18 protein-coding genes are annotated in these 22,093 nt (G+C 65.2%); 12 read left to right on the top strand and 6 right to left on the bottom strand.

Annotated elements, in window-relative coordinates; genetic code table 11:
- Position 1 precedes the first annotated feature (1 nt).
- The 3 genes from eboE to BM394_RS00810 are packed head-to-tail and all read left to right on the top strand — an operon-like array spanning position 2 to position 3,609.
- Positions 2 to 1,165 carry a metabolite traffic protein EboE gene (gene eboE, locus BM394_RS00800; RefSeq protein ID WP_092973589.1) on the top strand — a complete coding sequence of 388 codons (1,164 nt, stop codon included), beginning with the start codon at positions 2 to 4 and terminating at the stop codon, positions 1,163 to 1,165.
- Positions 1,162 to 2,574 carry an alkaline phosphatase family protein gene (locus BM394_RS00805; RefSeq protein WP_092972748.1) on the top strand — a complete coding sequence of 471 codons (1,413 nt, stop codon included), beginning with the start codon at positions 1,162 to 1,164 and terminating at the stop codon, positions 2,572 to 2,574. Before eboE ends, BM394_RS00805 begins: the two co-directional genes overlap by 4 nt.
- 24 nt (positions 2,575 to 2,598) lie before the next feature.
- Complete coding sequence (locus tag BM394_RS00810; protein WP_092973591.1) at positions 2,599 to 3,609, top strand: sugar phosphate isomerase/epimerase family protein; 1,011 nt, start codon at positions 2,599 to 2,601, stop codon at positions 3,607 to 3,609.
- Positions 3,610 to 3,867: 258 nt separating this feature from the next.
- Here BM394_RS00810 and BM394_RS00815 read toward each other — a convergent pair whose 3' ends face one another.
- Positions 3,868 to 4,827 (bottom strand): ScbA/BarX family gamma-butyrolactone biosynthesis protein, encoded by a 960-nt coding sequence (locus tag BM394_RS00815; RefSeq protein ID WP_092972750.1) that lies wholly within the window; start codon positions 4,825 to 4,827, stop codon positions 3,868 to 3,870.
- 174 nt (positions 4,828 to 5,001) lie between these two features.
- On the opposite strand from BM394_RS00815, the gene BM394_RS00820 reads away from it, so the two are divergent.
- Positions 5,002 to 6,030, top strand: coding sequence for an MDR family NADP-dependent oxidoreductase (locus BM394_RS00820; RefSeq protein ID WP_245779889.1), 1,029 nt, complete (start codon positions 5,002 to 5,004; stop codon positions 6,028 to 6,030).
- A 37-nt stretch (positions 6,031 to 6,067) separates the two neighbouring features.
- On the opposite strand, the gene BM394_RS00825 is transcribed toward BM394_RS00820, so the two are convergent.
- The 3 genes from BM394_RS00825 to BM394_RS00835 form a co-directional block, all read right to left on the bottom strand.
- Complete coding sequence (locus BM394_RS00825; RefSeq protein WP_092972753.1) at positions 6,068 to 6,730, bottom strand: ScbR family autoregulator-binding transcription factor; 663 nt, start codon at positions 6,728 to 6,730, stop codon at positions 6,068 to 6,070.
- An 84-nt stretch (positions 6,731 to 6,814) separates the two neighbouring features.
- Positions 6,815 to 7,501, bottom strand: a complete 687-nt coding sequence (locus BM394_RS00830; RefSeq protein WP_092972755.1) for a TetR/AcrR family transcriptional regulator — start codon at positions 7,499 to 7,501, stop codon at positions 6,815 to 6,817.
- Between the two features lie 273 nt (positions 7,502 to 7,774).
- Positions 7,775 to 8,971, bottom strand: a complete 1,197-nt coding sequence (locus tag BM394_RS00835) for a glycosyltransferase (RefSeq protein ID WP_175529905.1) — start codon at positions 8,969 to 8,971, stop codon at positions 7,775 to 7,777.
- A 431-nt stretch (positions 8,972 to 9,402) separates the two neighbouring features.
- On the opposite strand from BM394_RS00835, the gene BM394_RS00840 reads away from it, so the two are divergent.
- Positions 9,403 to 11,022: an ATP-binding cassette domain-containing protein gene (locus tag BM394_RS00840; protein WP_092972759.1), complete on the top strand. Its 1,620-nt coding sequence runs from the start codon at positions 9,403 to 9,405 to the stop codon at positions 11,020 to 11,022.
- Positions 11,023 to 11,167: 145 nt separating this feature from the next.
- Here the strand turns inward: BM394_RS00840 and BM394_RS00845 are convergent, their stop codons facing one another.
- Positions 11,168 to 12,598 carry an FAD-binding oxidoreductase gene (locus BM394_RS00845; protein ID WP_092972761.1) on the bottom strand — a complete coding sequence of 477 codons (1,431 nt, stop codon included), beginning with the start codon at positions 12,596 to 12,598 and terminating at the stop codon, positions 11,168 to 11,170.
- A gap of 317 nt (positions 12,599 to 12,915) precedes the next feature.
- Between BM394_RS00845 and BM394_RS00850 the strand changes: the two genes are divergently transcribed.
- Both BM394_RS00850 and BM394_RS00855 read left to right on the top strand, forming a co-directional pair.
- Positions 12,916 to 13,140: a hypothetical protein gene (locus BM394_RS00850; protein ID WP_092973593.1), complete on the top strand. Its 225-nt coding sequence runs from the start codon at positions 12,916 to 12,918 to the stop codon at positions 13,138 to 13,140.
- A 443-nt stretch (positions 13,141 to 13,583) separates the two neighbouring features.
- Positions 13,584 to 14,330: a formate/nitrite transporter family protein gene (locus tag BM394_RS00855; RefSeq protein WP_092926374.1), complete on the top strand. Its 747-nt coding sequence runs from the start codon at positions 13,584 to 13,586 to the stop codon at positions 14,328 to 14,330.
- Between the two features lie 142 nt (positions 14,331 to 14,472).
- On the opposite strand, the gene BM394_RS00860 is transcribed toward BM394_RS00855, so the two are convergent.
- Positions 14,473 to 15,360 carry a mycobacterial-type methylenetetrahydrofolate reductase gene (locus BM394_RS00860; RefSeq protein WP_092926372.1) on the bottom strand — a complete coding sequence of 296 codons (888 nt, stop codon included), beginning with the start codon at positions 15,358 to 15,360 and terminating at the stop codon, positions 14,473 to 14,475.
- A 525-nt stretch (positions 15,361 to 15,885) separates the two neighbouring features.
- Between BM394_RS00860 and BM394_RS00865 the strand changes: the two genes are divergently transcribed.
- The 5 genes from BM394_RS00865 to BM394_RS00885 all read left to right on the top strand — a co-directional run bounded on the left by BM394_RS00865 (position 15,886) and on the right by BM394_RS00885 (position 21,965).
- Complete coding sequence (locus tag BM394_RS00865; RefSeq protein WP_217643268.1) at positions 15,886 to 16,602, top strand: sulfite exporter TauE/SafE family protein; 717 nt, start codon at positions 15,886 to 15,888, stop codon at positions 16,600 to 16,602.
- A 69-nt stretch (positions 16,603 to 16,671) separates the two neighbouring features.
- Positions 16,672 to 17,184 carry an O-acetyl-ADP-ribose deacetylase gene (locus tag BM394_RS00870; RefSeq protein WP_092973596.1) on the top strand — a complete coding sequence of 171 codons (513 nt, stop codon included), beginning with the start codon at positions 16,672 to 16,674 and terminating at the stop codon, positions 17,182 to 17,184.
- A gap of 383 nt (positions 17,185 to 17,567) precedes the next feature.
- Complete coding sequence (locus BM394_RS00875) at positions 17,568 to 19,061, top strand: SulP family inorganic anion transporter (protein WP_425427635.1); 1,494 nt, start codon at positions 17,568 to 17,570, stop codon at positions 19,059 to 19,061.
- Between the two features lie 452 nt (positions 19,062 to 19,513).
- Positions 19,514 to 20,731, top strand: coding sequence for a cytochrome P450 (locus BM394_RS00880; RefSeq protein ID WP_207227292.1), 1,218 nt, complete (start codon positions 19,514 to 19,516; stop codon positions 20,729 to 20,731).
- A 208-nt stretch (positions 20,732 to 20,939) separates the two neighbouring features.
- Positions 20,940 to 21,965 carry an MBL fold metallo-hydrolase gene (locus BM394_RS00885; RefSeq protein ID WP_092973600.1) on the top strand — a complete coding sequence of 342 codons (1,026 nt, stop codon included), beginning with the start codon at positions 20,940 to 20,942 and terminating at the stop codon, positions 21,963 to 21,965.
- Positions 21,966 to 22,093: the final 128 nt, after the last annotated feature.

Consider the following 22,093-nt stretch of genomic DNA (forward strand, 5'->3'; position numbering starts at 1 on the left):
CATGCGATTTCGTCATCGTGACGGATCAACCGTACACCTGGCCTACTGCACCAACGTGCATCCAGCGGAAGACCTCGAAGGCATCATCGCTCAGTTCGACTACTACGCCGTACCGATACGCCGGCGGCTGGGCGTCGAACGGCTCGGGCTCGGACTGTGGTTGGCACGGGACGTGGCCACCACGTTGGTCGAGGACGACACCGCGCTGGCCCGACTGCGCACCGAGCTGCTGGCACGGGGCCTGGAAGTGGTGACGCTGAACGGTTTCCCCTATCGGGGCTTCCAACGAGCGGTGGTCAAACACGCGGTGTACCGGCCCGACTGGTCCGAGCGCGCGAGACTGGACTACACACTCGACTTGGCGAAACTACTGTCCCATCTGCTACCCGAAGACGTCACCAGCGGCAGCGTGTCCACACTACCGCTGGGATGGGGCGCGTGGTGGTCGGAACACCACCACAACCGAGCCCTGGCACACCTGACCGAACTGACCGACGGGCTCGCTCGACTAGCCGCGCGGGAGGGACGTTCGGTGCGAGTCGGGTTGGAGCCCGAGCCGGGATGCGTGTTGGAGACGACCGATCAGCTCGTTTCCGCACTGTCCGGAACGGACACCGAGCACCTCGGGATCTGTCTGGACACCTGCCACGTGGCCGTGGCGTTCGAAAACCCGCACCGAGCGCTGCGACGGCTGCACGAAGCCGGCCTGCCAGTGGTCAAAACGCAGGCGTCCTCCGCGCTGCGGGTGGACAATCCCGGCGACTCGACGCAACGTGCGGAACTGAACTCCTTCGTGGAACCCAGGTTTCTGCATCAGACCCAGCAGAGCGGCGACGGGGTCCGGCGTGCCGTCGATGATCTGGGTTCGGCGCTGGCAGGCGAACTCTCGGGGGATCAACCGTGGCGGGTGCACTTCCACACTCCGCTGCACACTGACCCGAGTGCCTCGCTGCGTGGGACGCATGACGTGCTCGGCGAGACCCTCCGCTCGTTGCTCGGCGACAACACGGCACACACCCGACACGTGGAGGTGGAGACCTACACCTGGGATGTACTCCCGGACTCGGGAGATCACTCCGCGAGCATCGGTGCCGGGATCGCGGCCGAACTCGACTGGGCCCGGCGCCGACTGCTCGAACTCGGACTCACGGAGGAAGGTCGATGAATCACACAGCCGAGGCACGTACTCCGGTACTGCTGCTGGACGTGGTGGGTTTGACCCCCCGACTTCTCGAACACATGCCCAATCTGGACCGAATAGCGCGCCGTGGTTTTCGAGCCGAGCTGAAAACCGTGTTCCCCGCCGTCACCTGTCCGGTGCAGTCCAGTCTGCTCACCGGACGACATCCCGGTGACCACGGCATAGTCGGTAACGGCTGGTTCTTCCGTGACATCGGTGAGGTCTTCTTCTGGCGCCAGTACAACGGGCTGGTGCGCGGCGAAAAGATTTGGCAAGCGGCACGCGAGCGGGATCCCGGCTACCGGGTCAGCAACGTCTGCTGGTGGTACGCGATGGGGATGGACGTCGACGAGACCGTGACCCCTCGTCCCGTTTACCACGCGGACGGACGCAAGTCGCCGGACTGCTACACCTACCCAACGGGGCTGCGTGACGAGCTCACCGACAAGTTCGGGACCTTTCCGCTGTTCAACTACTGGGGACCGACCGCTTCGATCGAGTCCAGCCGTTGGATCGCCGAGGCCACCGGCCACTTGCTGTCCACTCGCGGTTCGGACCTGACGATGGCCTACATCCCGCACCTCGACTACGACCTGCAACGCTACGGCCCGGACAGTCCCCGAGCCGCGGCGGCGGCACGGGAAGTGGACAGGGCGTTGGCTCCGTTGCTGAACCGCGCGGAAGCGCAAGGAGTCACGGTACTGGCCCTGTCGGAGTACGGCATGACAGAGGTGAGCCGGCCGATCGACATCAATCGCGCACTGCGGCGAGAACGACTGCTGCACGTACACACCCAGGCGGGCATGGAGTACCTCGATCCGTGGAGTTCCCGTGCCTTCGCCGTCGCGGATCATCAGGCGGCGCACATATACGTCCGGGACACAGATGATCTCGCCAGAGTACGTGACGTCGTCGGTGCGCTGCCCGGTGTCGACGAAGTTCTCGACACATCGGGCAAGAAACGGTACGGCATCGATCACGAACGGACCGGTGACCTGGTGGCGGTAGCCGAACCCGACTCGTGGTTCACCTACTACTACTGGTTGGACGACGCACGGGCCCCCGATTTCGCCACGCACGTGGAGATCCACCGCAAGCCCGGCTACGACCCGGCCGAACTGTTCATGGATCCCCGCGACCGGCTGGTCAGGTTACGCGCGGCGACAGCGGTGGCCCGCAAGAAACTGGGACTGCGGTACCGGATGAACGTGGTACCGCTCGATCCGACCCCGGTTCACGGCAGTCACGGCAGGCTCGCGGACAGCGCCTCCCACGGACCGGTGCTGTTGTGCTCCGATGAACGCTTCGGCCGGGAGAGTTACCACGCCACGGAAGTCAAGGACCTGTTGCTCGAGCTCTCCGGCCTTCGCGAACCGCGACGGACAACGCGTTGAACACCACCACGGGAAAGGATGATCATGCCCCGACCGATCACACTGTTCACCGGCCAGTGGGCCGACCTGCCGTTCGAGGACGTGGCCAAACTCGCCTCGGAATGGGGCTACGACGGCCTGGAGATCGCCTGCTGGGGTGATCACTTCGAGGTGGACAGGGCGCTCGCGGAAAAGGACTACGTACGGCGGAAACGAGAGGTACTGGAAAAGCACGATCTGAACTGCTGGGTGCTGTCGAACCACCTGCTCGGCCAGGCCACCTGCGATTATCCGATCGACGAACGACACCGGAACATCCTTCCCCCGGAGATCTGGGGGGACGGTGATCCCGAAGGTGTTCGACAACGTGCCGCGGAACGGATGCGGGACACGGCGAGAGCCGCGGCCGAGTTCGGTGTGGACAAAGTCGTCGGTTTCACCGGCTCTCCGATCTGGTACACGGTGGCGATGTTCCCGCCGACTCCCGACGAAATGGTGCAGCGTGGTTACCAGGAGTTCGCCGACCGCTGGAACCCCATTCTCGACGTGTTCGACGAGTGTGGTGTCCGGTTCGCGTTGGAGGTCCATCCCACCGAGATCGCCTACGACTACTGGACCACGGTTCGTACTCTCGAAGCGGTGGACCACCGATCCGCACTCGGACTGAACTTCGATCCCTCGCATTACGTGTGGCAGGGCTTCGATCCGGTGACTTTTCTGTGGGACTTTCAGGACCGCATCCTGCACGTCGACTGCAAGGAGGCGCGTGTCAGGAGCAATGACGGCCGCAGTGGAGTGCTCGGCTCACACCTCCCCTGGGGAGACCCCAGGCGTGGCTGGGATTTCGTGTCCACCGGGCACGGCCACGTCCCCTGGGAGGACTGCTTCCGCACGCTCAACACGATCGGCTACGACGGTCCGATTTCCATCGAATGGGAGGACGCGGGCATGGATCGGCTGCGGGGAGCTCCCGAAGCGCTGGAGTTCGTGCGGAACCTGAACTTCACTCCGCCTGCGGCGTCTTTCGATGCCGCTTTCGGTTCCGAGACACAGTAGGGCCTCCCGATCTCACGTGGCGAAAACTGTCAGTCGCCACTTCCGGTGACACCAACTCCAAAACCGACTTGGCAAACCGACTGCGCGGTTTGCCAAGTCTTTCCCCGACAACTCCACCACACGGCCGCTACTGAGCACGTCCGTGAGTTCTTCCCGCCGCGTCGAAGGGCACTCCCGTGTCCTCGACGCGCGAGGCAGGACCGCGACAGGGTGGACGGCGCACCCGACCGAACTCTGCCGCGGAGCCTTGCCGAACGATCATCGCCGCGTTTCGTCGGACAATCGCCGGACCAGTACGGTCGAGTCGACCGCGACCCGCCCTTCCTGTTCCAGAGTCACCCGCACGGTGTCCCCCGCGATCGGTTCGTCGTGGACCCGCACGAAACACGACCGTCCCAACTCGATGTAACTGTGGAAGCGGGTTCGCATACCCACCGGCAGCACCGTGTCCGGACAGAATTCGGAGCGTGCGGCTTGACGCGCCGCTTCCAGAGCGGTCATTCCCGGAACATGATCGACCGGGTGATCGAACAGCACCGGATGCGTACGTCCGTCCCGCAGCAACCAGGTACGTTCGTGAGGCGTCGGCGCCAGCAGCACATCGGACGGACAATCACGACCGACCCGCCACGGCGGAACGGACTCCGGAAGTTCCGCCTGATCAGCCGCATCGGTGAAGTCGTCACAGCCTGCCCGAATTCGCGCGTAAGCCGCGGGGGATATGCAACTGTACGGCAGCGTGACCCTCCCGACGAAGACCCCGTCACGATATCCGTGCACGTGCATATTCGCCCCGGCGAATGTCCTACCCCGCCATTTGACGTTTTCGCAGTGAATTTCCAGTACGATTTGGGCGGGGGTATCGGCGAGACGAAGCGCTTCCGGCTTCACCTCGTAATCCAATGTGTCCATTATGAACTGGTGCCCGTAGGGAACGCCGAAGCCGACGTGCCCCACGACCAACCCTGCCTGCCGCGCCGCCTCCGCGAACAGGAGAGGATCGTGACCACCCGCGACCGGCCCGTAAAGGGCGTGCGCACGAGGTAATTGTGCCCCCAGCACGAAATCGTTCTCGCCGCGTTCACCGAAACTGGTAACCAGAACCTCGGTATTCGCGGCACGATGGACCCAGCGACGTGGCAGACTCTGCTCGAACGAGACGGTTGGTTGCTCACGGGACTCTTCGGTGACGGTGTCGGCGACGATACTGCTGGTCATAAGGTCCTCCACAGCATTAAAGATACCTACCGTGCGGTTTGAAATCCCCCTCCATGAGGATAGAGACCGGTTAGTCGGTTTTTCAAGAGTGTAGTGAGTAGTCTTGAAGGGAAACTTCGGTCAGCCGGCTCGCCGTTCGGGCTCGCCGGTTCGACGATGATTGGTGGTGTTGCGGTGACTTCCGGACCAACGCTCGTGCCCGCGGAACCGAACCGGGAAGTACATCTCGGCGAAGCGACGGGAATGCCACTCACCTCGGAACACTTCCGCGTGATCACCACGGCGGTGCCTCGCCCCGGCACCGGCGAAGTCCTGGTGCGCAACAGGCTCATGGCGGTGACGGCGGCGATGTGCACCATGATGGTCGCCGAGGAACTCCCGATACCTTCCTATCGGCGGGGGAGTCCACTGTGGGGTGCCGCCATCGGCGAGGTCGTGGCCGCGGGGCCGGCGAGCGATATCGAACCCGGTGCCCTGGTAAAGCACGGACTGGGTTGGCGCGACTACGCACTGCTGAAAACGACGGCGGTCGAGTCGATAGAGCCCACCGACGCACACGCCCCTGGCGCACTGCTCTCGCACGGTGCTCCCGCCTGGGCCGCGTTGCGCAGGGTCGCGCGGGTCGGAAACGGGGACACGGTCTTCGTGAGCGGGGCGGCAGGTGGCCTCGGCACCCTGGCCGGACAGATCGCGCGACACCTCGGCGCGAAACGAGTGCTGGGAAGCACCGGCTCACCAGAGAAGGCCGACCGGCTGCGTCGAGAACTCGGTTACGACGAACTCGTGATGCGGAACGAGACCACTGTCACGAATCAACTGCGACTGGCCGCACCGGAGGGTCTGGACGTCGTCTGCGACACCGTGGGCGGCGAACAGCTCGAAGCCGCGGTGGAAAACGCCAACACCGGGGCACGTGTGGCGCTGCTGGGGGCGCTGTCGGGCCAACTCGGTGGGGACGGACTCAGCGCGCCGACCCGCTTGGACTCCGCGCTGCTGATCAGGCGGAGGATGGAAATCCGGGGTGTCTCGCTACGGGATCACGCGGACGCGGAGCGGGAGTGGACCCGCGTGTTCGTGGACGGTCTCACCGAAGGGGCTTTCAGCTTTCCACACACCAGGCTGTACGGACTCGAACGAGCCCCCGAAGCACTTCGTGAGCTCGTAGCCGGCGAACACATGGGGACCGTACTGGTGGAGCTCTGAGAACTCCGCCGCGGGAGGGCGTTCAGGCACAGCGGGATCACGAGGACGCGATGTCGGTGGCCTCGTGCTGCTGGGGAATACCACCGAAGTCGTCGAGATCACCGACACCGTCCGGTTCGATTCGTGCCAGCACCCCCGGAGTCGCGATTCCGGGCAGCAGATGACGCCACAACGTGGCAACCCGGTCACATACGTCCTCGCGGTTGGTAGCGGCCTGCGAGAACAGCTGAACGCCCAAGTAGGAGGCGACGAACATCTCCGCGGTCTCCACCGGGTCGACGGAGGGCAACACTTCCCCGCTCTCCTTGGCGGAGGAGAACATCGAACGGAACACACTGGTCCACTGCTGGTACGGAACGATCGGTTCCTCGGCGAACCCCGTCTCCACGGCGATTCGCGTACCCGCCTGCAACAACGGATCGGACTGCAACGCCCGGGCCACGCGCTGCGAGAGATCGACCGCGTCCTGCAACCGCGAGCTCGTCACCGGCACGGTCGATATGTTGGTCTGCTCCTCGATCACGGCCTCCGCCAACGCCTGCTTGGACGGGAAGTGGAAATACATCGCCCCCTTGGTCACCCCGGCGTGATCGAGGATCTCCGCGATCGTCGCCCCTTCGTAACCACGTGTGGCGATCACCTCGGCCCCGGCCCGCAGCACCAGGGCCCTCGTCCGCACCGCGCGTTCCTGCTTAACCAAGCTCTCCTCCAGTACGTTGCCGGACCACCGATATCCCTACGTCAACGACCGGGACACGTCGGATTCACTGTTTCGGTCAACATATCAATCCAACCGGGCGGTACTTTTCAATGCTGAACCACTGTGCGCCTCGGAACCGAGCCGCCACTCGGACAGCACCTCCTCCGAGGAGCCCGTAACCGCGACCGCTTGCTCGCGCACATGCAACAGCATGTGCCAGATGCGGTCCACACTCCCCTCGTTCCACCATGCGGGATTGTTTCGCGCCAGGATCTCCAGGCCCACCGTGGCCGAGACCAACAGACCGGCCCCCGCCTCGAGGTCCATACCGCTGGGCACCTCGCGCTGGTTACGAGCTCGCACCAACAAGCGATACACGACCAGCCACCAGTGGTGGTACGGATCACCCGACAACCGGCTGCTGACATCCGTCTCCCGAGCCAGTCTGATCATCGCACGGGCGACCACGTCACGGCGGAGAGTACGCACGAGGGCCCCGCACAACAGAGCCAGCGTGTCGAACGCCGAGTGGTACCAGCGATAGTTCTCGGCCACCACTTTTCCGAGTCTCGCGATCCCGGCCTCGTAAACGGCGTCCGCGAGCTGCTCCTTGGTATCGAAATGGAAGTACAGTGCCCCCTTCGAGACGCCGGCAACCGCCACGATGCGAGTCAGTGTCGCGTCCCGCACACCGTCGCGTTCGACCACCTCGGCAGCGGCGTGCACCACCCGACAGCGGGTCTGCTCGGCCCGCTCCTGCCTCATCGCCATCACGACATGCTCCCTGTCTCGTCTCTAATAAAACCAACTAAGCGGTTTAAATATTTTCACTGTACTGCCGACGGACAGGAAGAACCAACGGCCGAACAGGCACAGGTAAGGTGAACACTCTCCGTGTCCTCGCGTGATGCGGGGCAGAACGCGCCCACGAGGTGGGCGACGAGGCCGGCCGACAACGAACGAGAACGTGCGATGAATTTCATCACACGGGTTCGTCCCGCCTTCGGGTCCGTACTGAACCGAACCGCGAGGTCCCCGCTCGCCTCAGCCGTACATCTCGGAAAGTCGTTCCACCACAGCGGCGGAATCCGGCGCCGCGGCCATTTCGGCCGCCAGGTAACGCGCCGCCCGCACCGTGGCCGAATCGCCGAGCAACTCCTCCACCGCCGTGACAACCGTCTGCCCATGGTTGTCCTCGGGCATTATGCTGCGGCCCGCCCCAGCGGTTACTACGCTCGCGGCGTTGTCGAACTGATCAGCACCCTGCGGCAGCAGCAACTGCGGAACCGCGGCGGCGAACGCGGTCAGCGTGGTGCCCGCGCCACCGTGATGCACCGCCAGATCCAGCCAAGGAATCAGATGGGCCTGCGGGAACCAGGACCCGACCGTGACGTTGTCCGGCAGACCTTGGAGCGTCTCGGTACGCACCCTGGGACCTGTCGAGACGAGCAGGTCCACGTCGAACTCGGCGATCGCTCGCGCGGTCGTACACAACACGTCGGCGCTGCCGAAAGCGGTTCCCAGTGTCAGATAGACGAGCGGACGATCACGCGGTCGTGCGGTTACCGCTTCGGGTAGTTCACCGGATTCGGCGAAGGGGCTCGCTCGTATACCGATCCGCTGGGGAAGCGCGAGCACCGCCGGATCCTGCAGGGACGGTGGGAAGACGTCCAGATAAGTGTTCCCGAGGGTCCCGAGGTCGTCGGCGGGAGCGGAAACCCCCAGTTCATCGGCCAGCTCCAGCAACGGAGCCCCGAACGTGGCCGTGAAGCCCCCCGCGAGTTCCCTACCGAATCCGTGGCAAACAGCCGGTACCCCCTCGAGCTCCGCGGCCAGCGCGGCCCCCGGGTTACCGGTTTCGTAAACGACGAGGTCGAATCGACGGGAGCGCAGCAGAGTACGGATGTCCGAGACGAAACGACGCGGCAGCACACTGCCGAACAGCTGCCCCACGACCCGGTCACGTTGCTGTGCCGGGAGACCACCGGGGATGGCTGAGTCGCCGAGGATGGCTGGGTCATCGGCCTCGAGACGGTCGTCACGGCTCACGACCGCCTCGAGAGCGTCGAAGACGGGTAAACCGGCCTCGACGAACTCGGCACCCGCCGCGTGAACGGCTGCTCGTAGCTCGACGCCGGTGGCCACGACCACTTCGTGTTCTGCCTCGCGTGCCGCCGCGGCGAGAGGCAACAGCGGAAAACAATGCCCATGCGCCGCTATGGCGGAAAACAGGATGCGCACGCTGCCAAAACTAGTAGCCGAAGAACGATGTTGCCATCTTTTCACACGAGAATGGACTTTTCGAGTGGAGAACCAACACTCGAATGCGGGCCCGCGAGGCATGGCAGAACCACCAGAAACGTGTTGCCCCGCGGATTCCGCGTCAGCACGACCGTGCGGCCCACCCGAGTCGATCGAAGCGCCGGATCGGGTTGTCCGCACGGCGGGCAACGACGTAGAATCTCGCCGGTTCTGCTGCCGTCGCGGGGAGGGAAAGTGCGCCGCTGAGGTCTCGAGACATCGCGTGCCCCTCTGGTACGCAGTGACGTGACCTCGGATCGTGTGCCATCCCAAGCCCAGTTGCGGTCTTCTTTCCGGCCGTCCCGTTGTGTGGTGGCGCGGTGTCTCCAAACGCCGGCTGATCGAGTCGAAAACTCTCTGGAGGCAGAACCATGTCCACACGCGACCGGACTCTCGTCGAATGCGCCGCCGTTTCCTTCGAGTGGCCGGACGGCACAGTAGTACTGCACGATCTCGACTGGTCCGTGGCAGCGGGACGAACCGGAGTCGTCGGTTCGAACGGAACCGGCAAGTCCACCCTGCTGGAACTGATCACCGGCGGGTTGTCCCCTCGATCTGGGACCGTACGAACGTCCGGTGAGCTCGGCTATCTGCCGCAACGGCTCACTTTCGACGAAACGGCGCGTGTAGCGGACGCTCTCGGCGTCACCGCCCGCCTGGCGGCACTGCGAGCCATCGAGGCCGGGGAAGCCCGGGAGGAGCATTTCACCGCGCTCGGCGAGGAGTGGGACATCGAGGAACGCTGTCTGGGGATGCTGGACGGATTCGGTCTCGGGCATCTCCTACTCGACAGCGTGCTCGGCGAACTGTCCGACGGCGAGCTCGTCCTGCTGCACTTGGCGGCCCTGTTGTTGCGACGGCCGGAAGTACTGCTGCTGGACGAACCGACCAACGATCTAGACCGAAAGGCACGGCACCTGCTCTACGAAGCGGTTCGCTCCTACGAGGGTGCGCTGGTCGTGGTCAGTCACGACCGTGAGTTGCTCGGACTGATGGATCGAATCGTGGAACTGCGTGAGGCGACCGTGCACAGTTACACCGGGAACCTGGCCGACTACGAGGCAGCGGTGGCCGCTGAGCGGGAAGCGGTCGAACGATCGGTCCGATCGGCCGAGGCCGACGTGAAACGGCAAAAGCGCGAACTGGTCGAGGCACGCGAGAAAGCGGACAAACGACGTTCGCGGGGTGCACGGATCGCCGCCGAGAACCGCATGCCGCGGATCGTGGCGGGGCAGCGAAAACGGGACGCGCAGGTATCGGCGGGTAGGAATCGTATCCTGCACGAACAACGGCTCGAACAGGCTCGGCGACAGCTGGCGGATGCTCGGGAACAGGTCCGCGAGGAGGAGAACATTCGGGTGGATCTCCCCGCCACCGCCGTGCCCAACGGCCGTCGAGTGCTCTCGGTCCGGCAGGCCGAGCTGCGCAACGGGGTCTCGATTCCGGAGCTGGAGCTGTGTGGCCCGGAACGGGTGGCGCTGACCGGGCCGAACGGCGCGGGCAAATCCACCCTGTTGCACACCGTGGCCGAACTGTTGCCGGTGGAGCACGGTGCTGTCGAGGTCAACGTGCCACTGCGCTACCTGCCGCAGCGCCACGAGGTACTCGACGAATCGCTTTCGGCAACGGCCAACGTCGCACGGCTGGCTCCCGGAGCGACGGACAACGAGATCCGGGCCCGGCTGGCACGTTTCCTGTTCAAACAACAGCGCGCGGATCAACCGGTACGCACTCTTTCCGGTGGGGAACGGGTCCGCGCCTCCCTGGCCGCACTGCTGCTGGCGCAACCGGCTCCGCAACTGCTGTTGCTGGACGAACCGACCAACAACCTCGACATGACCAGCACCCGCGAACTGGCCGAGTCGCTCGCGGGCTATGAGGGCGCGCTCGTGGTGGCCAGCCACGACTCGGCGTTCCTGCGTGATCTCGGTATCACCAGGTGGTTGCGGTTGGCGGGCGAACTGACGGATACGGAGCCCGACCCGCTGTGATGCCGAGAGGACCGAGTGCGGATCCGGTTCGGGTGGTCAAGGGTTCCTGTCGACTCGCTTCCGGACCGCACTCGCCCGGCGGAGCCTCCCGCCCGCCACCGGCGGGAAGGCCCGACCTCGGATGAGCTCCCCGAAGGGGTCCCGCTCATTCCGGTGGAATGTTGGAATTCGAGCGGAACAGGTTGTCGGGATCGTATTCGGTCTTGAGCCGCGTCAACCGACGCAGATTCGTCCCGAACGCGGCCCGGCGCACCGACTCGTCGACCTCCGTGTCACCGCTGAAGTTCAGATAGGTTCCCGTCGCCGCGGGTAGCTCGGCCGCTTCGGCAACGGTGTCCCTCACCCATTCGGTAACCCGAGCGCTGTCCGACGGGTCGAACCAGTTCCCGTCCACGCTGAGCATGTAGTCAGCATGCCGGTCCCCGAAAGCAGTGGCCTCGGCATCGACACGCTTCATGGCACCACCGAGCAGTGGAAGGTGCACCATCGTCCACGGATGCGGCCGTTGCCGCGAACGACGCAGTACCAGTTCGACGACGTCGTCGGTCAGTTCGTCGAGGTATATCGACTTCCAGTAGCTGAGCAACTCGCCCTTGGGGAAGAACACGTCGAACGAGGACTGCGCGAGGCGGTACGGTGCGGGGCCGCTGAGATCGGCCACCGGCGTACCGAACCGCGCGATCGGGTCGAGTACCCGCTGCCCGCTCTCCACATCGCCCGCGTACAACGCCGCGAGGATGAGCACGTCCCTGTCGTGCAGCTCCGGAGGCAACGTCGGGTCGGCGGGCATGGTCCAGAACAGCGCTCTCGTCGTCACCTCGTCCGGAACCGTGTCCGCCCAGTCCCGCCATCGCCGGAACAGCGCATCGGCATCGCCCGCGTCGTAGATCACGGTGGAGTCCATCACCGTGGGGCCCAACGGGTGAGCGTCGAACTCGAAGGCGGTGACGATCCCGAAATTTCCCCCACCACCGCGCAGTCCCCACATCAGCTCTGGGTAATGCTCGTCGTCGGCGTGCACCACTCGACCGTCGGCGGTGACGAGCTCGACCGCCCGAAGGTTGTCGCAGGTGAGGCCGTACGCACGGTGCAGCCAACCGATCCCGCCACCGAGGGTGAGCCCTCCCACCCCGGTGGTGGACACGATTCCGCCGGGCACCGCCAGCCCGAACAGCTGCGATTCCCGGTCGACGTCGCCCCAGGTCGCACCGCCCTGGGCACGCACCACTCCGCGCCGTGGGTCCACCGACACGGCACGCATCCCGGAGAGATCGATCAGCAGACCTCCCGCGCAACTGCTGTGACCGGCCACACTGTGCCCACCTCCCCGAACCGCGACCAACAACCGACTCCCGCGGGCCAGCTCCACGGCGTCGACGACGTCGGCCGTTCCGTGACAGCGCAGCACGAGACCGGGCTCACGACGAAACGCACCGTTCTGCACCACGCAGGCCTGCTCGTACTCACTGTCCAGGGGACCGATCACCGAGCCACGGAAATCGGCCCGGAAGTCACGCAACGTCTCGTCCGAGAGGATGGTCGGTTCCGGTGTGAGTGTTCGCAGTTGTGTGGACATGATTTTCTCCGACGATCCCGGCGAATCGATTTCCACGGCTGCCCGCGCGAAGCCACGACCGCTTGGCGGTCCTCGATCCGGTCGTACTCCGACTCCGCCGCACGCGTGCGCCGCGTCCTGCCGTCGCCAGTCTGCGCTCACCGCCGGTACGGCCGATACGGACGAATGACACTTGGGAGTCATCGCCGAACGGCCCGCTCGCCTTCCGAGCGAGACGTGTGCGTCGGCGTCTCGCCGCGTTGGGCGGGCTCCTCAGCGGCTCCGAACTCACGTATGCTGCGCACTCGCGATTGCAACCGCCGTCCGAGCGAGGTTCGATGAATTCCCGAAGGTTGACCTTCGTGCTCGTGCGTACCGGAGTCTTCCTGGTCGTCGGGCTGGTGCTGTTCACCGTCATCGGTTGGTCACCCTTCGCGGCTACCGCGGTGGTTCTGATCGCCGCGGCGATGGCGGTACAGCTCGGCGGCGTAGTGTGGCTGCGCCGCACCGAACGGGCGCCGGCCGAGCGGGCGGAAAGCCACCGCACCGGATCGAACGACTGATTCCGCCACACCTCTACCGCGGCAGTGCTCGTTCGTGGGCCTGAAAGCCGCGGGGTCGTGCCCGCTCGGCGGATACCGGCGGCATCCAGGCGGGTGGACCAGCCCCTGCCCGCACGGATCCACCGGGGTCGCGACTCCCTAACACCACCCCTCGGCAGGGGTTTTCCCACCGGGGTTACGCCCGGAATATCGGCTTTGCGACACTTGCGGGTCGCGGCTCGAACAACGGACTTCTTCCCCGGACAGCAAGCATCTCTTCCGCTGACGGGCAACACATGACGTTCGGGAACGCGCGGCGGCCGAGGCCGATACACCCGGAAATTGGCCCTTACACCTTCGAATACGAACACAGGTAGGTCGTGGTTACCAAGCAGATTGAGCAGCCTAGTCACGTAGTCACCCCCCACGCGCCGGAAAGTCGACAACGACCGCGCGAGAACGAGGTGGACCGTGCCATCGATCGGATCATCGAGAAGGGGCGTCCCCGTCTCTACCGAACGTGGCCGCAGTTGTTGGCGACCGCCCTGGTCGCCGGTGTGGAAGTGGCACTGGGCGTGCTCGCTCTGCTGACCGTGTACCAGACCACCGGGAGTCCGCTGCTGGCGGGCATGGCGTTCTCGGTCGCGCTGATCGCGCTGCTGCTCGGCCACGCCGAACTGTTCACCGAGGGCTTTCTCGTCCCCATCGTGGTGGTGGCGGCTCGCCAGGCCACCTGGCGACGACTGGCACGCTTCTGGGGCGGCACCCTGGCCGGCAATCTGCTCGGCGGATGGGCGCTGATGTTCGTGGTGATCACCGCGTTTCCCGGTCTGCACACCACGGCCGTGGAGATGGGTGGCAAGTTCGCCAACGCCGCGCTGTCACCGCAGAATCTGTGTCTGGCGGTGCTGGCCGGTAGTGCGATCACGCTGATGACCAGGATGCACAACGGCACCGACAACGACATGGCGAAACTCACCGCCAGCGCCGTAACCGGATTCCTGATCGTCGGAACAGGTATGCACCACTCGATACTGGATTCGCTGCTGATATTCGGCGGAATCCACGCCGGGGCCGACTACGGTTACCTGGAATGGATCACGTGGTTCAGCTGGACCCTGCTGGGCAACATCATCGGTGGAGTCGGCATCACAACGGCGCTGCGACTGATCCGGGGCTATGCCCGAATCCGGGAGTGGCGACACGCGTGACAGGTCCGTCCCCGAGCGGGGACGGTGACCGACCGTCCGAGCGAACGTTTCCGAAACCGGCGGTCGGAAAGCACATGCGGGCGGCGAAACGACAACCGGTTTCGCCGCCCGCATCCACTCCGTCAGCTCTGGCTCCACTCCGTCAGCTCTGGCGGGGCGACCAGTAGTCCAGCATCTCCGCGAAGGTCTCGAAAGCGGGCTTGGAGTTACCGTAGGGCGCCTCCAGGTGAATGCTCAGCGGGAAGCCGAGGTCACGCACCCCGTCCACGACCCGCTTGTACAGGTCCACGAGTTGACGCTTGCGTTCCTCGAAGGACTTCTCCGCCAGTCTGGCGACGAACTCCTGTTCCTGTTCCACAACCGGATTGCCCGGATCCTGGATGAGCCAGTCGATGAGCTTGGCCTTGCTCTCGGCGCCCGGCACGAAACCGAACGAGAGCAGGATCTCCGGGCGGTGAGGTGTCTGCTGCGCGAACTCCTTGAGGAAGCCGACGATGGCATCCGAGTACAGCAGCTGGGTCATGCCGTAGGTGGCGCCCCGCTCACACTTGAAGTTGAACCGGCCGTGCTCCCCCTCACGGGTGGGAATGAGAATGACGCCCCGGTTGGGGACGGTTCCCTTGAACTCGGCCAACGCATCGGTAGGAGCCATACCCGGCCCCTCACCGTCGCTCATGTTTCGCGGCACACCGACGAAGGCGATGCCTTCCATACCGGCGCTGCGAAGATCACCGATACGGTCGGTCAGTTGCTGCTTGTCGTGGAATGCCGTGACCTGGGTACACAGCCCCTTCACATCGCCGATCTCGGGACGAACGGCATGCCAGAAATCGAGCGTGTCCATCTTCTGCTTGATCTCGACCGGACGATCGTCGTCCTCGGCGATCAAGCCGGGGATCATCAGGTGCTGGATGCGGTCCCCGAGCCCGGACGTGCGGCAGCTCTCGGCCACCTTGCGGCCTTCCTCAACTGCGCTCTCCACACCGCCGTCCTGATCGGGCGGCACCAGTTCGAGTGCGATCGTTTCCATGTCGGCCTCAGGTTTTCCTTCTGTCGACGTCGGTCACGGCGGATCGCGGCTGCCGATGGCGGCAAGCCCGCACCACCGCGAGCACGATTCGTGCCACGAGCGAACAACGTACGGCCGTCAATCATCGGTAAATACCTCCGGACAGAGTAGTGCCGCTACTCCGAACGGAGTAGTGAAGGGTGTTCCAGAGACGAGCATATTCAACGAATCAGCAGGTCAACCGGCATAGCGGAGGCCGGCTACCACCGGGGTTGCGCCATCCCGGTGACATCTGTCGCATCGAGCGGGGGACACGAAACGGCCCTGGTCTCCGGTTCGCCACTTCGCGAGGGGAAACAGGACCGACCGGACAGGCGGAAACACCACCGGAGCCGATCGCGAGCACATCCCCGCGACCCGCCCGACGGCCGCTTTCGAGACCGGGATATGAAGTCGAACACATCGAAGGGTCCCCGCACTCGTGCCACTTCCGCCGCGGGGGTTGACTCGGCGCACCGAGCATGCCCGAAACGATCGAGGGAACACTTGAGCATCTGGATGCTGCTACTGGCGGGGACGATCGTGCTTGGCGGAGCGGTCGTGCAGGGAGCGGTGGGGTTCGGCATGAACCTGATCGCCGCACCGCTGCTGGCCATCGCCCACCCGGCTCTGGTGCCGGTCCCGTTGTTGCTGACCGCCTCCGCCTTCGCGATCCTCCCCCTCCTCCGCGAAAGAGGCCGGGCCGACTGGCGCGGGGTCCGGTGGGGGCTGCTCGGCAGAGTGCCCGGAACCGTGCTCGGGGTCACCGCGCTGGCGCTGCTGCCGAATCGGTGGCTGGCGGTACTGATCGGCCTGGTGGTGCTGGTCTCCGTGGTGCTGTCCCTGGTCTCGTGGCGCCCCAGACCGGTGCCGGGAACGCTCTTCACCGCCGGAATGTTCAGCGGCGTCTTCGGAACCGCCGCCGCGATCGGCGGCCCACCGATCGCACTGGTGTACCAGCACAACGCGGGGCCGACGGTACGTACCACGCTCAGCGCCTACTTCGCGCTGGGATCGGTGCTGTCCCTGATCGCGCTGGTCGCCTCCGGACAGGTACACGGGGAACAGCTGCTGGCGGCCGGCGTGCTGTTCCCGTTCGCGCTGCTGGGATTCGTACTTTCGGGTCCGCTGCGCCGGATACTCGACAACGGGCGCACGCGTCCGGTGCTGCTCGCGGTGGCGAGTCTGAGCGCGGCCGTGCTGCTCGGCAAGGCACTGTTCTGAGTCCATCGCATGCGGCTCGTCGAACGCGCCCGCTGGTGGAACAGCCGGTACGGAGCCGAGAATACGACCATGCGCATCACGGCGACACAGGGCGACATCACCGAACAGCGGGTGGACGCCGTGGTCAACGCGGCCAACTCCTCGCTCCTGGGCGGAGGCGGCGTCGACGGTGCGATCCATCGACGCGGCGGCCGGGAAATACTGGAGGCCTGTAAGCAGCTGCGTGCCTCCGAGCACACCGACGGACTGCCGGTGGGGCACGCCGTGGCCACCACGGCGGGTGAACTCCCCGCACGATGGGTGATACACACCGTCGGCCCGACCTACTCGGCCTCGTGGGACCGCTCGGACCTGCTGGCTTCGTGCTACCTGGAATCGTTGCGGGTCGCCGATTCGCTGCCCGCCACCAGCGTCGCCTTTCCCGCCGTGTCCACGGGCGTGTACCGCTACCCGGTCGACCAGGCGGCACGCGTGGCGATCCGGGCCGTGCGCGAGGCTGACACCGGTGTGGAACTCGTGCGGTTCGTACTTTTCGACGAACAGACCTACCGGACCTTCGCAACCGAGCTCGGCCAACACTGACCGACACGGCGACGTGTTTCCGGGAGTCGTTGCCGGGTCTCACACCTTGAGGCGAGATCAACGACGAACTACTGAACGCGTTGGCGCGTTCCGAGAACGCCCGCCACAATCCGGGCTGCCGCGTCGAACTGGCGAGGACCGGTGCACACGTGGCTTCGGAACCGGACACGCTGCACAGCTCGGGTACTGGTTCGGAGTCTGCACTCCCTTCGGACTGCCGGGGTGACGAGGATCTCCGTGGATCACACACCGGCATATGTCACACTCCGGCCATCATTGCCGTTACGTAACGGTAGGGTTCGTTGTGATCGCGTGAGCCCCACAGGTGTGGCTCCGCTCCGATCGGTCTTCCACCCGCGGTTCTCCTCGTACGAAAGAAGATGATGTCGTTTCCTGCCGTGTTACGTGACCGGATGTCTCGCCCGGACTGGTTGTCGCCACGGGTGCTGCGGACCGAGGTGTTGGCCGGTCTCGTGGTGGCGTTGGCGCTGATTCCGGAGGCCATCTCGTTCTCCATCATCGCCGGCGTCGATCCCCGGGTCGGGCTGTTCGCCTCGTTCATCATGGCGGTGACGATCTCGCTGGCCGGCGGGCGGCGCGCCATGATCTCGGCGGCGACCGGGGCTATCGCGCTGGTGTTGGCACCGGTGGCACGGCAGTACGGAGTGGATTACCTGGTGGCCACCGTGATCCTGGGCGGCGTGTTCCAGGCTGTGCTGGGGATGCTCGGGGTGGCGCGGTTGATGCGGTTCCTGCCCCGAAGCGTGATGGTCGGATTCGTCAACGCGTTGGCGATTCTGATCTTCACCGCCCAATTGCCGTACCTGACCGGTGTTCCCTGGAGCGTTTACGCGCTCGTGGCGGTGGGACTGGCAGTCATGATCGGGCTACCGAGGCTGACCACCGCCATTCCCGCACCGCTGGTGGCCATCGTCGCGCTGACCGTGTTCACCGTGGCGGCGGGGATCGCCGTACCCACCGTCGGTGACCAGGGTGAACTCCCCAGCAGTCTGCCCGTTCCCGGCCTGCCGTCGGTCCCCGCCACTTTCGAAACGCTGCGAATCATCGCACCGTACGCGATCGCCATGGCCCTGGTCGGGCTGATGGAGTCGTTGATGACCGCCAAGCTGGTCGACGACATCACCGACGAGCACTCGGACAAGACCCGCGAGTCCTGGGGACAGGGGCTCGCCAACGTCGTCACCGGTTTCTTCGGTGGCATGGGTGGCTGCGCGATGATCGGCCAAACCATGATCAACGTGAAATCCAGCGGCGCGAGGACCCGGTTGTCCACCTTCCTGGCCGGAGTGTTCCTGCTGATCCTGGTCGTGGCGCTGGGACCGGTGGTGGCCCTGATCCCCATGGCGGCTCTGGTCGGGGTCATGATCATGGTTTCGGTGGGCACGTTCGACTGGCACAGCGTTCACCCGAGAACACTGCGCATGATGCCCAAGAGCGAGACGGCCGTGATGCTGGCGACCGTGGCCGTCACGGTCGCCACCCACAACCTCGCGATCGGTGTAGTGGTTGGCGTCGTCGTGGCCACGGTGTTGTTCGCACAGCGCGTGGCGCATCTGGTCAACATCGACAGCGTGCTCGATCCGGAGGGCGGGACCAAGATCTACCGGGTCACCGGACAGCTGTTCTTCGCCTCCAGCAACGACCTGGTATTCCAGTTCGACTACGCGGGTGATCCCGGCAACGTGATCATCGACCTCTCCGGAGCCAACATCTGGGACGCCTCCACCGTGGCCGCGCTCGACGCCGTCGAAACGAAGTACCGGCAACGCGGGAGCACGGTATCGATCACCGGTATGAACGAGTCCAGCAAGCGGCGGCACGCCGCGCTGGCGGGCAGGCTGGGTGGCGAGCACTGAGCCGACCACGACGGTCCGCGGCGAAACCTGTGACGACGGAAGTGCCACCGACTTCGGAATCGCCGCGGACCGGCGGCCGTCGCCCGGACCGTTCACCGGTTCGTAGCCGACTCCGCTCGCGGTGCCTCCTCCGACGACGCCCCGCACTCCGACGAGACCCCGTGACCGCTCGAACGTGTGACCGAACGGCTCCGCCGTTGCCCACCTAGTGGGAACCCGGCCGCCGAAAACTCCTCCCGGAGGAAACGGGCGTACGCGTCCTGGCGCAACGCGATCGAACGATCGGAACACGGCGACACGCCGAAACCGCAAACTCACCCGAAAATCCCAGCAGCATAATGTTGTATCGTCTCGAACCCCGGAATAGGCTGAAAACAATTCCACTCGGGGAATAAATCATTTCCGGGTGGGCGGGAATGACCTCGATTTGACGGTCCTGCCGGGAGGAAGCCGTGCAGTCAGCACGAACAGAAATACCGGTCTTTCCGTTCGACGCTTCATCGACGAACGACATCGACGACGTCTACGCCCGACTGCGGACAGAGAATCCGGTGAGCAGGGTCGCGCTCTCGGGTGTACCGGTGTGGTTGGTCACGCGGAACGAGGACGTGCGATTCGTCCTCACGGACAACCGTTTCAGCCTGGCCCACAGCATCGACGAGGGAGTCCCACGCCTCGGCACGTTCGCACCGCAGCCCGGTTCGCTGCTGGCTTCCGACCCACCGGAACACACCCGCCTCCGCAAGTTGGCGGCCAAGGCGTTCACGGTCCGCCGAATCGAACAGCTGCGTCCGTACGTGCGGCGGACTTCGGAGGAACTCCTGGAGCGGTTGGCACGACACCACGACAGCCCCGTGGATCTGATCGAGAATTTCACCGCTCCGCTACCGATCAGAGTAATATGCCACATCCTCGGCGTCCCCGAGACGGATCAACCGCTGTTCCGCGAGTGGACCGAGAAGATAGCCAGCGTGAGCGGCACACCCGCCGAGGAGGTACAAGCCGGTTGGCGAAACATGGAAGACTACATGGCCGGCCTGGTGAACGAAAAACGTCACGATCCCACCGACGATCTGCTCAGTGTACTGGTGTCGGCTCGGGACGAGGACGACAAATTGAGCGAGCGGGAGCTGGTGCAGTTCGGAATAACGCTGCTCGCCGCCGGTCACGAGACGACCAAGAACCAGATCACCAATTCCGTTCTCGTGCTGCTGCGTGACTATCCGGAACAGTGGCGGCGACTGGGCGCGGATACCGAGTTGATACCCGGCGCTGTGGAGGAGCTACTGCGCTATGTGCCGTTGTTCGGTTTCGACGTCACCTTCCCACGGGTGGCGCTCGAGGAGGTCACCGTCAACGGGGTGACCGTCGGGGCGGGCGAGACGGTATTGGTGGCGCTCACCTCGGCGAACCGGGACGGCGACACGTTCGACGCTCCGGGCACTCTGGACGTCGAACGTGTGGACAACCACCACCTGGCGTTCGGCAGCGGAGTGCACCGTTGTCTGGGAGCGCAACTGGCCAAGATCGAACTGGAGGTCGCACTGGAAGGGCTGGTGCGCCACTTCCCCCGTCTGGAAACGGCCCTGGACGGCACGGCCCCGGAATGGAACACGGGTAGTTTCATTCGTTCCCTGCGGAACCTCCCCGTGCGGTGGACAACGACCTGATACCGCTCCGGGCCGACGCCGAATCGTGGAGGTGCCTGGAACAGGCCGACCAAGCCACCGCGCCCGACTGGCATTCGCCGCCGCGGCAGTCGTGTCGTCGGCCAACTCGACCGCCTCACGAGTTGGTGAGCTGTGTCGCACCCACTCGATCGATTACCGACCGCGTGGTATGCCTGCCCGATCACAGGTTGGCGTCGTGGAGGTGAGCATGTCGAGTGCGGATTGGACGGAGCCGGGGGCACACGAAGTCGCCCCGGGAGTACACCGGATTCCCCTGCCGATGCCCGGTGACGGGCTGCGCGCGGTCAACGTCTACGCGATTCGTGACACCTCCACCGTCACCCTGATCGACGGTGGTTGGGCACTGGACGAATCCCGGAACCAACTCGCCGAAGCGCTCGCCACGTTGGGGGCGGAACTCAGCGACATAGCCCGCGTTCTCGTCACCCACGTCCATCGGGACCACTACACGCAGGCGGTGACGCTGCGAGGCGAGACCGGTTGTCGAATCGCTCTCGGAGCAGCCGAACGACCCAACCTGCGATGCCTGATGGCTTCCGATCACGTCCCGATGCGCAGACAGCGGGAACAGCTGTTGGAGTGCGGGGCCAAGAACGTCGTCGACGCGCTGGAAGCCGAGTTCGGCACGCCGGACGCCCTTCCGCCGGAGGGAACCTGGCAGGAACCGGACGAGTGGCTCGAGGAGTCGACCCCGATCGAGCTGGAGCGACGAACATTACGCGTGGTGCCGACCCCCGGCCACACCCGCGGTCACGTGATGTTCCTCGACGAGACCGAGGGGCTGATGTTCACCGGCGATCACGTGCTGCCACACATCACCCCTTCCGTCGCGCTGGAGCAGGCCCCCGGGCCGGTGCCGCTGCGGGACTTCCTCGACTCACTGCGGTTGACCCGCTCGTTGCCGGACACACGGATGCTGCCCGCTCACGGACCCGCGGGATCGAGCGTGCACACTCGGGTCGATGAGCTGCTGCGGCACCACGAACGGCGGCTGACGACCATGACCACCGCGGTGGCCGAGGGGGCCGAAACCGCGCATCAGACGGCGCGGACGCTGACCTGGACCCGGCACGGGTACGCGTTGGACGAGCTCGACACGTTCAACCGCACGTTGGCGATACTCGAAACGGCGGCGCATCTGAAGCTGCTCACGGAATGGGGACGACTCGATGTCGAGCTGGTGGAAGGCGTGGCCCACTACACCGCGAACTGAGCCCCGGGACGGGAGAAGCGCCACCACGCCGTCCCGGCGGAGTGGGCAGGAAAGCCGTCCCGGGACGGCCAATGAGGACGAAACCGTCGGGGACCCTGGCAGCGTCGATCGATCCGCTCGACCACGGC

Origin of the sequence: Actinopolyspora lacussalsi subsp. righensis, from assembly GCF_900116555.1 — a bacterium.
GTDB classification, from domain to species: domain Bacteria; phylum Actinomycetota; class Actinomycetes; order Mycobacteriales; family Pseudonocardiaceae; genus Actinopolyspora; species Actinopolyspora lacussalsi.

What these genes read in the sequence shown, in the direction of transcription:
- eboE (WP_092973589.1), top strand. Translation starts at nt 2, where the DNA reads ATGCGATTTCGTCATCGTGACGGATCAACCGTACACCTGGCCTACTGC.
- BM394_RS00805 (WP_092972748.1), top strand. Translation starts at nt 1,162, where the DNA reads ATGAATCACACAGCCGAGGCACGTACTCCGGTACTGCTGCTGGACGTG.
- BM394_RS00810 (WP_092973591.1), top strand. Translation starts at nt 2,599, where the DNA reads ATGCCCCGACCGATCACACTGTTCACCGGCCAGTGGGCCGACCTGCCG.
- BM394_RS00815 (WP_092972750.1), bottom strand. Translation starts at nt 4,827, where the DNA reads ATGACCAGCAGTATCGTCGCCGACACCGTCACCGAAGAGTCCCGTGAG.
- BM394_RS00830 (WP_092972755.1), bottom strand. Translation starts at nt 7,501, where the DNA reads ATGGCGATGAGGCAGGAGCGGGCCGAGCAGACCCGCTGTCGGGTGGTG.
- BM394_RS00840 (WP_092972759.1), top strand. Translation starts at nt 9,403, where the DNA reads ATGTCCACACGCGACCGGACTCTCGTCGAATGCGCCGCCGTTTCCTTC.
- BM394_RS00845 (WP_092972761.1), bottom strand. Translation starts at nt 12,598, where the DNA reads ATGTCCACACAACTGCGAACACTCACACCGGAACCGACCATCCTCTCG.
- BM394_RS00850 (WP_092973593.1), top strand. Translation starts at nt 12,916, where the DNA reads ATGAATTCCCGAAGGTTGACCTTCGTGCTCGTGCGTACCGGAGTCTTC.
- BM394_RS00860 (WP_092926372.1), bottom strand. Translation starts at nt 15,360, where the DNA reads ATGGAAACGATCGCACTCGAACTGGTGCCGCCCGATCAGGACGGCGGT.
- BM394_RS00870 (WP_092973596.1), top strand. Translation starts at nt 16,672, where the DNA reads ATGCGCATCACGGCGACACAGGGCGACATCACCGAACAGCGGGTGGAC.
- BM394_RS00875 (WP_425427635.1), top strand. Translation starts at nt 17,568, where the DNA reads ATGTCGTTTCCTGCCGTGTTACGTGACCGGATGTCTCGCCCGGACTGG.
- BM394_RS00885 (WP_092973600.1), top strand. Translation starts at nt 20,940, where the DNA reads ATGTCGAGTGCGGATTGGACGGAGCCGGGGGCACACGAAGTCGCCCCG.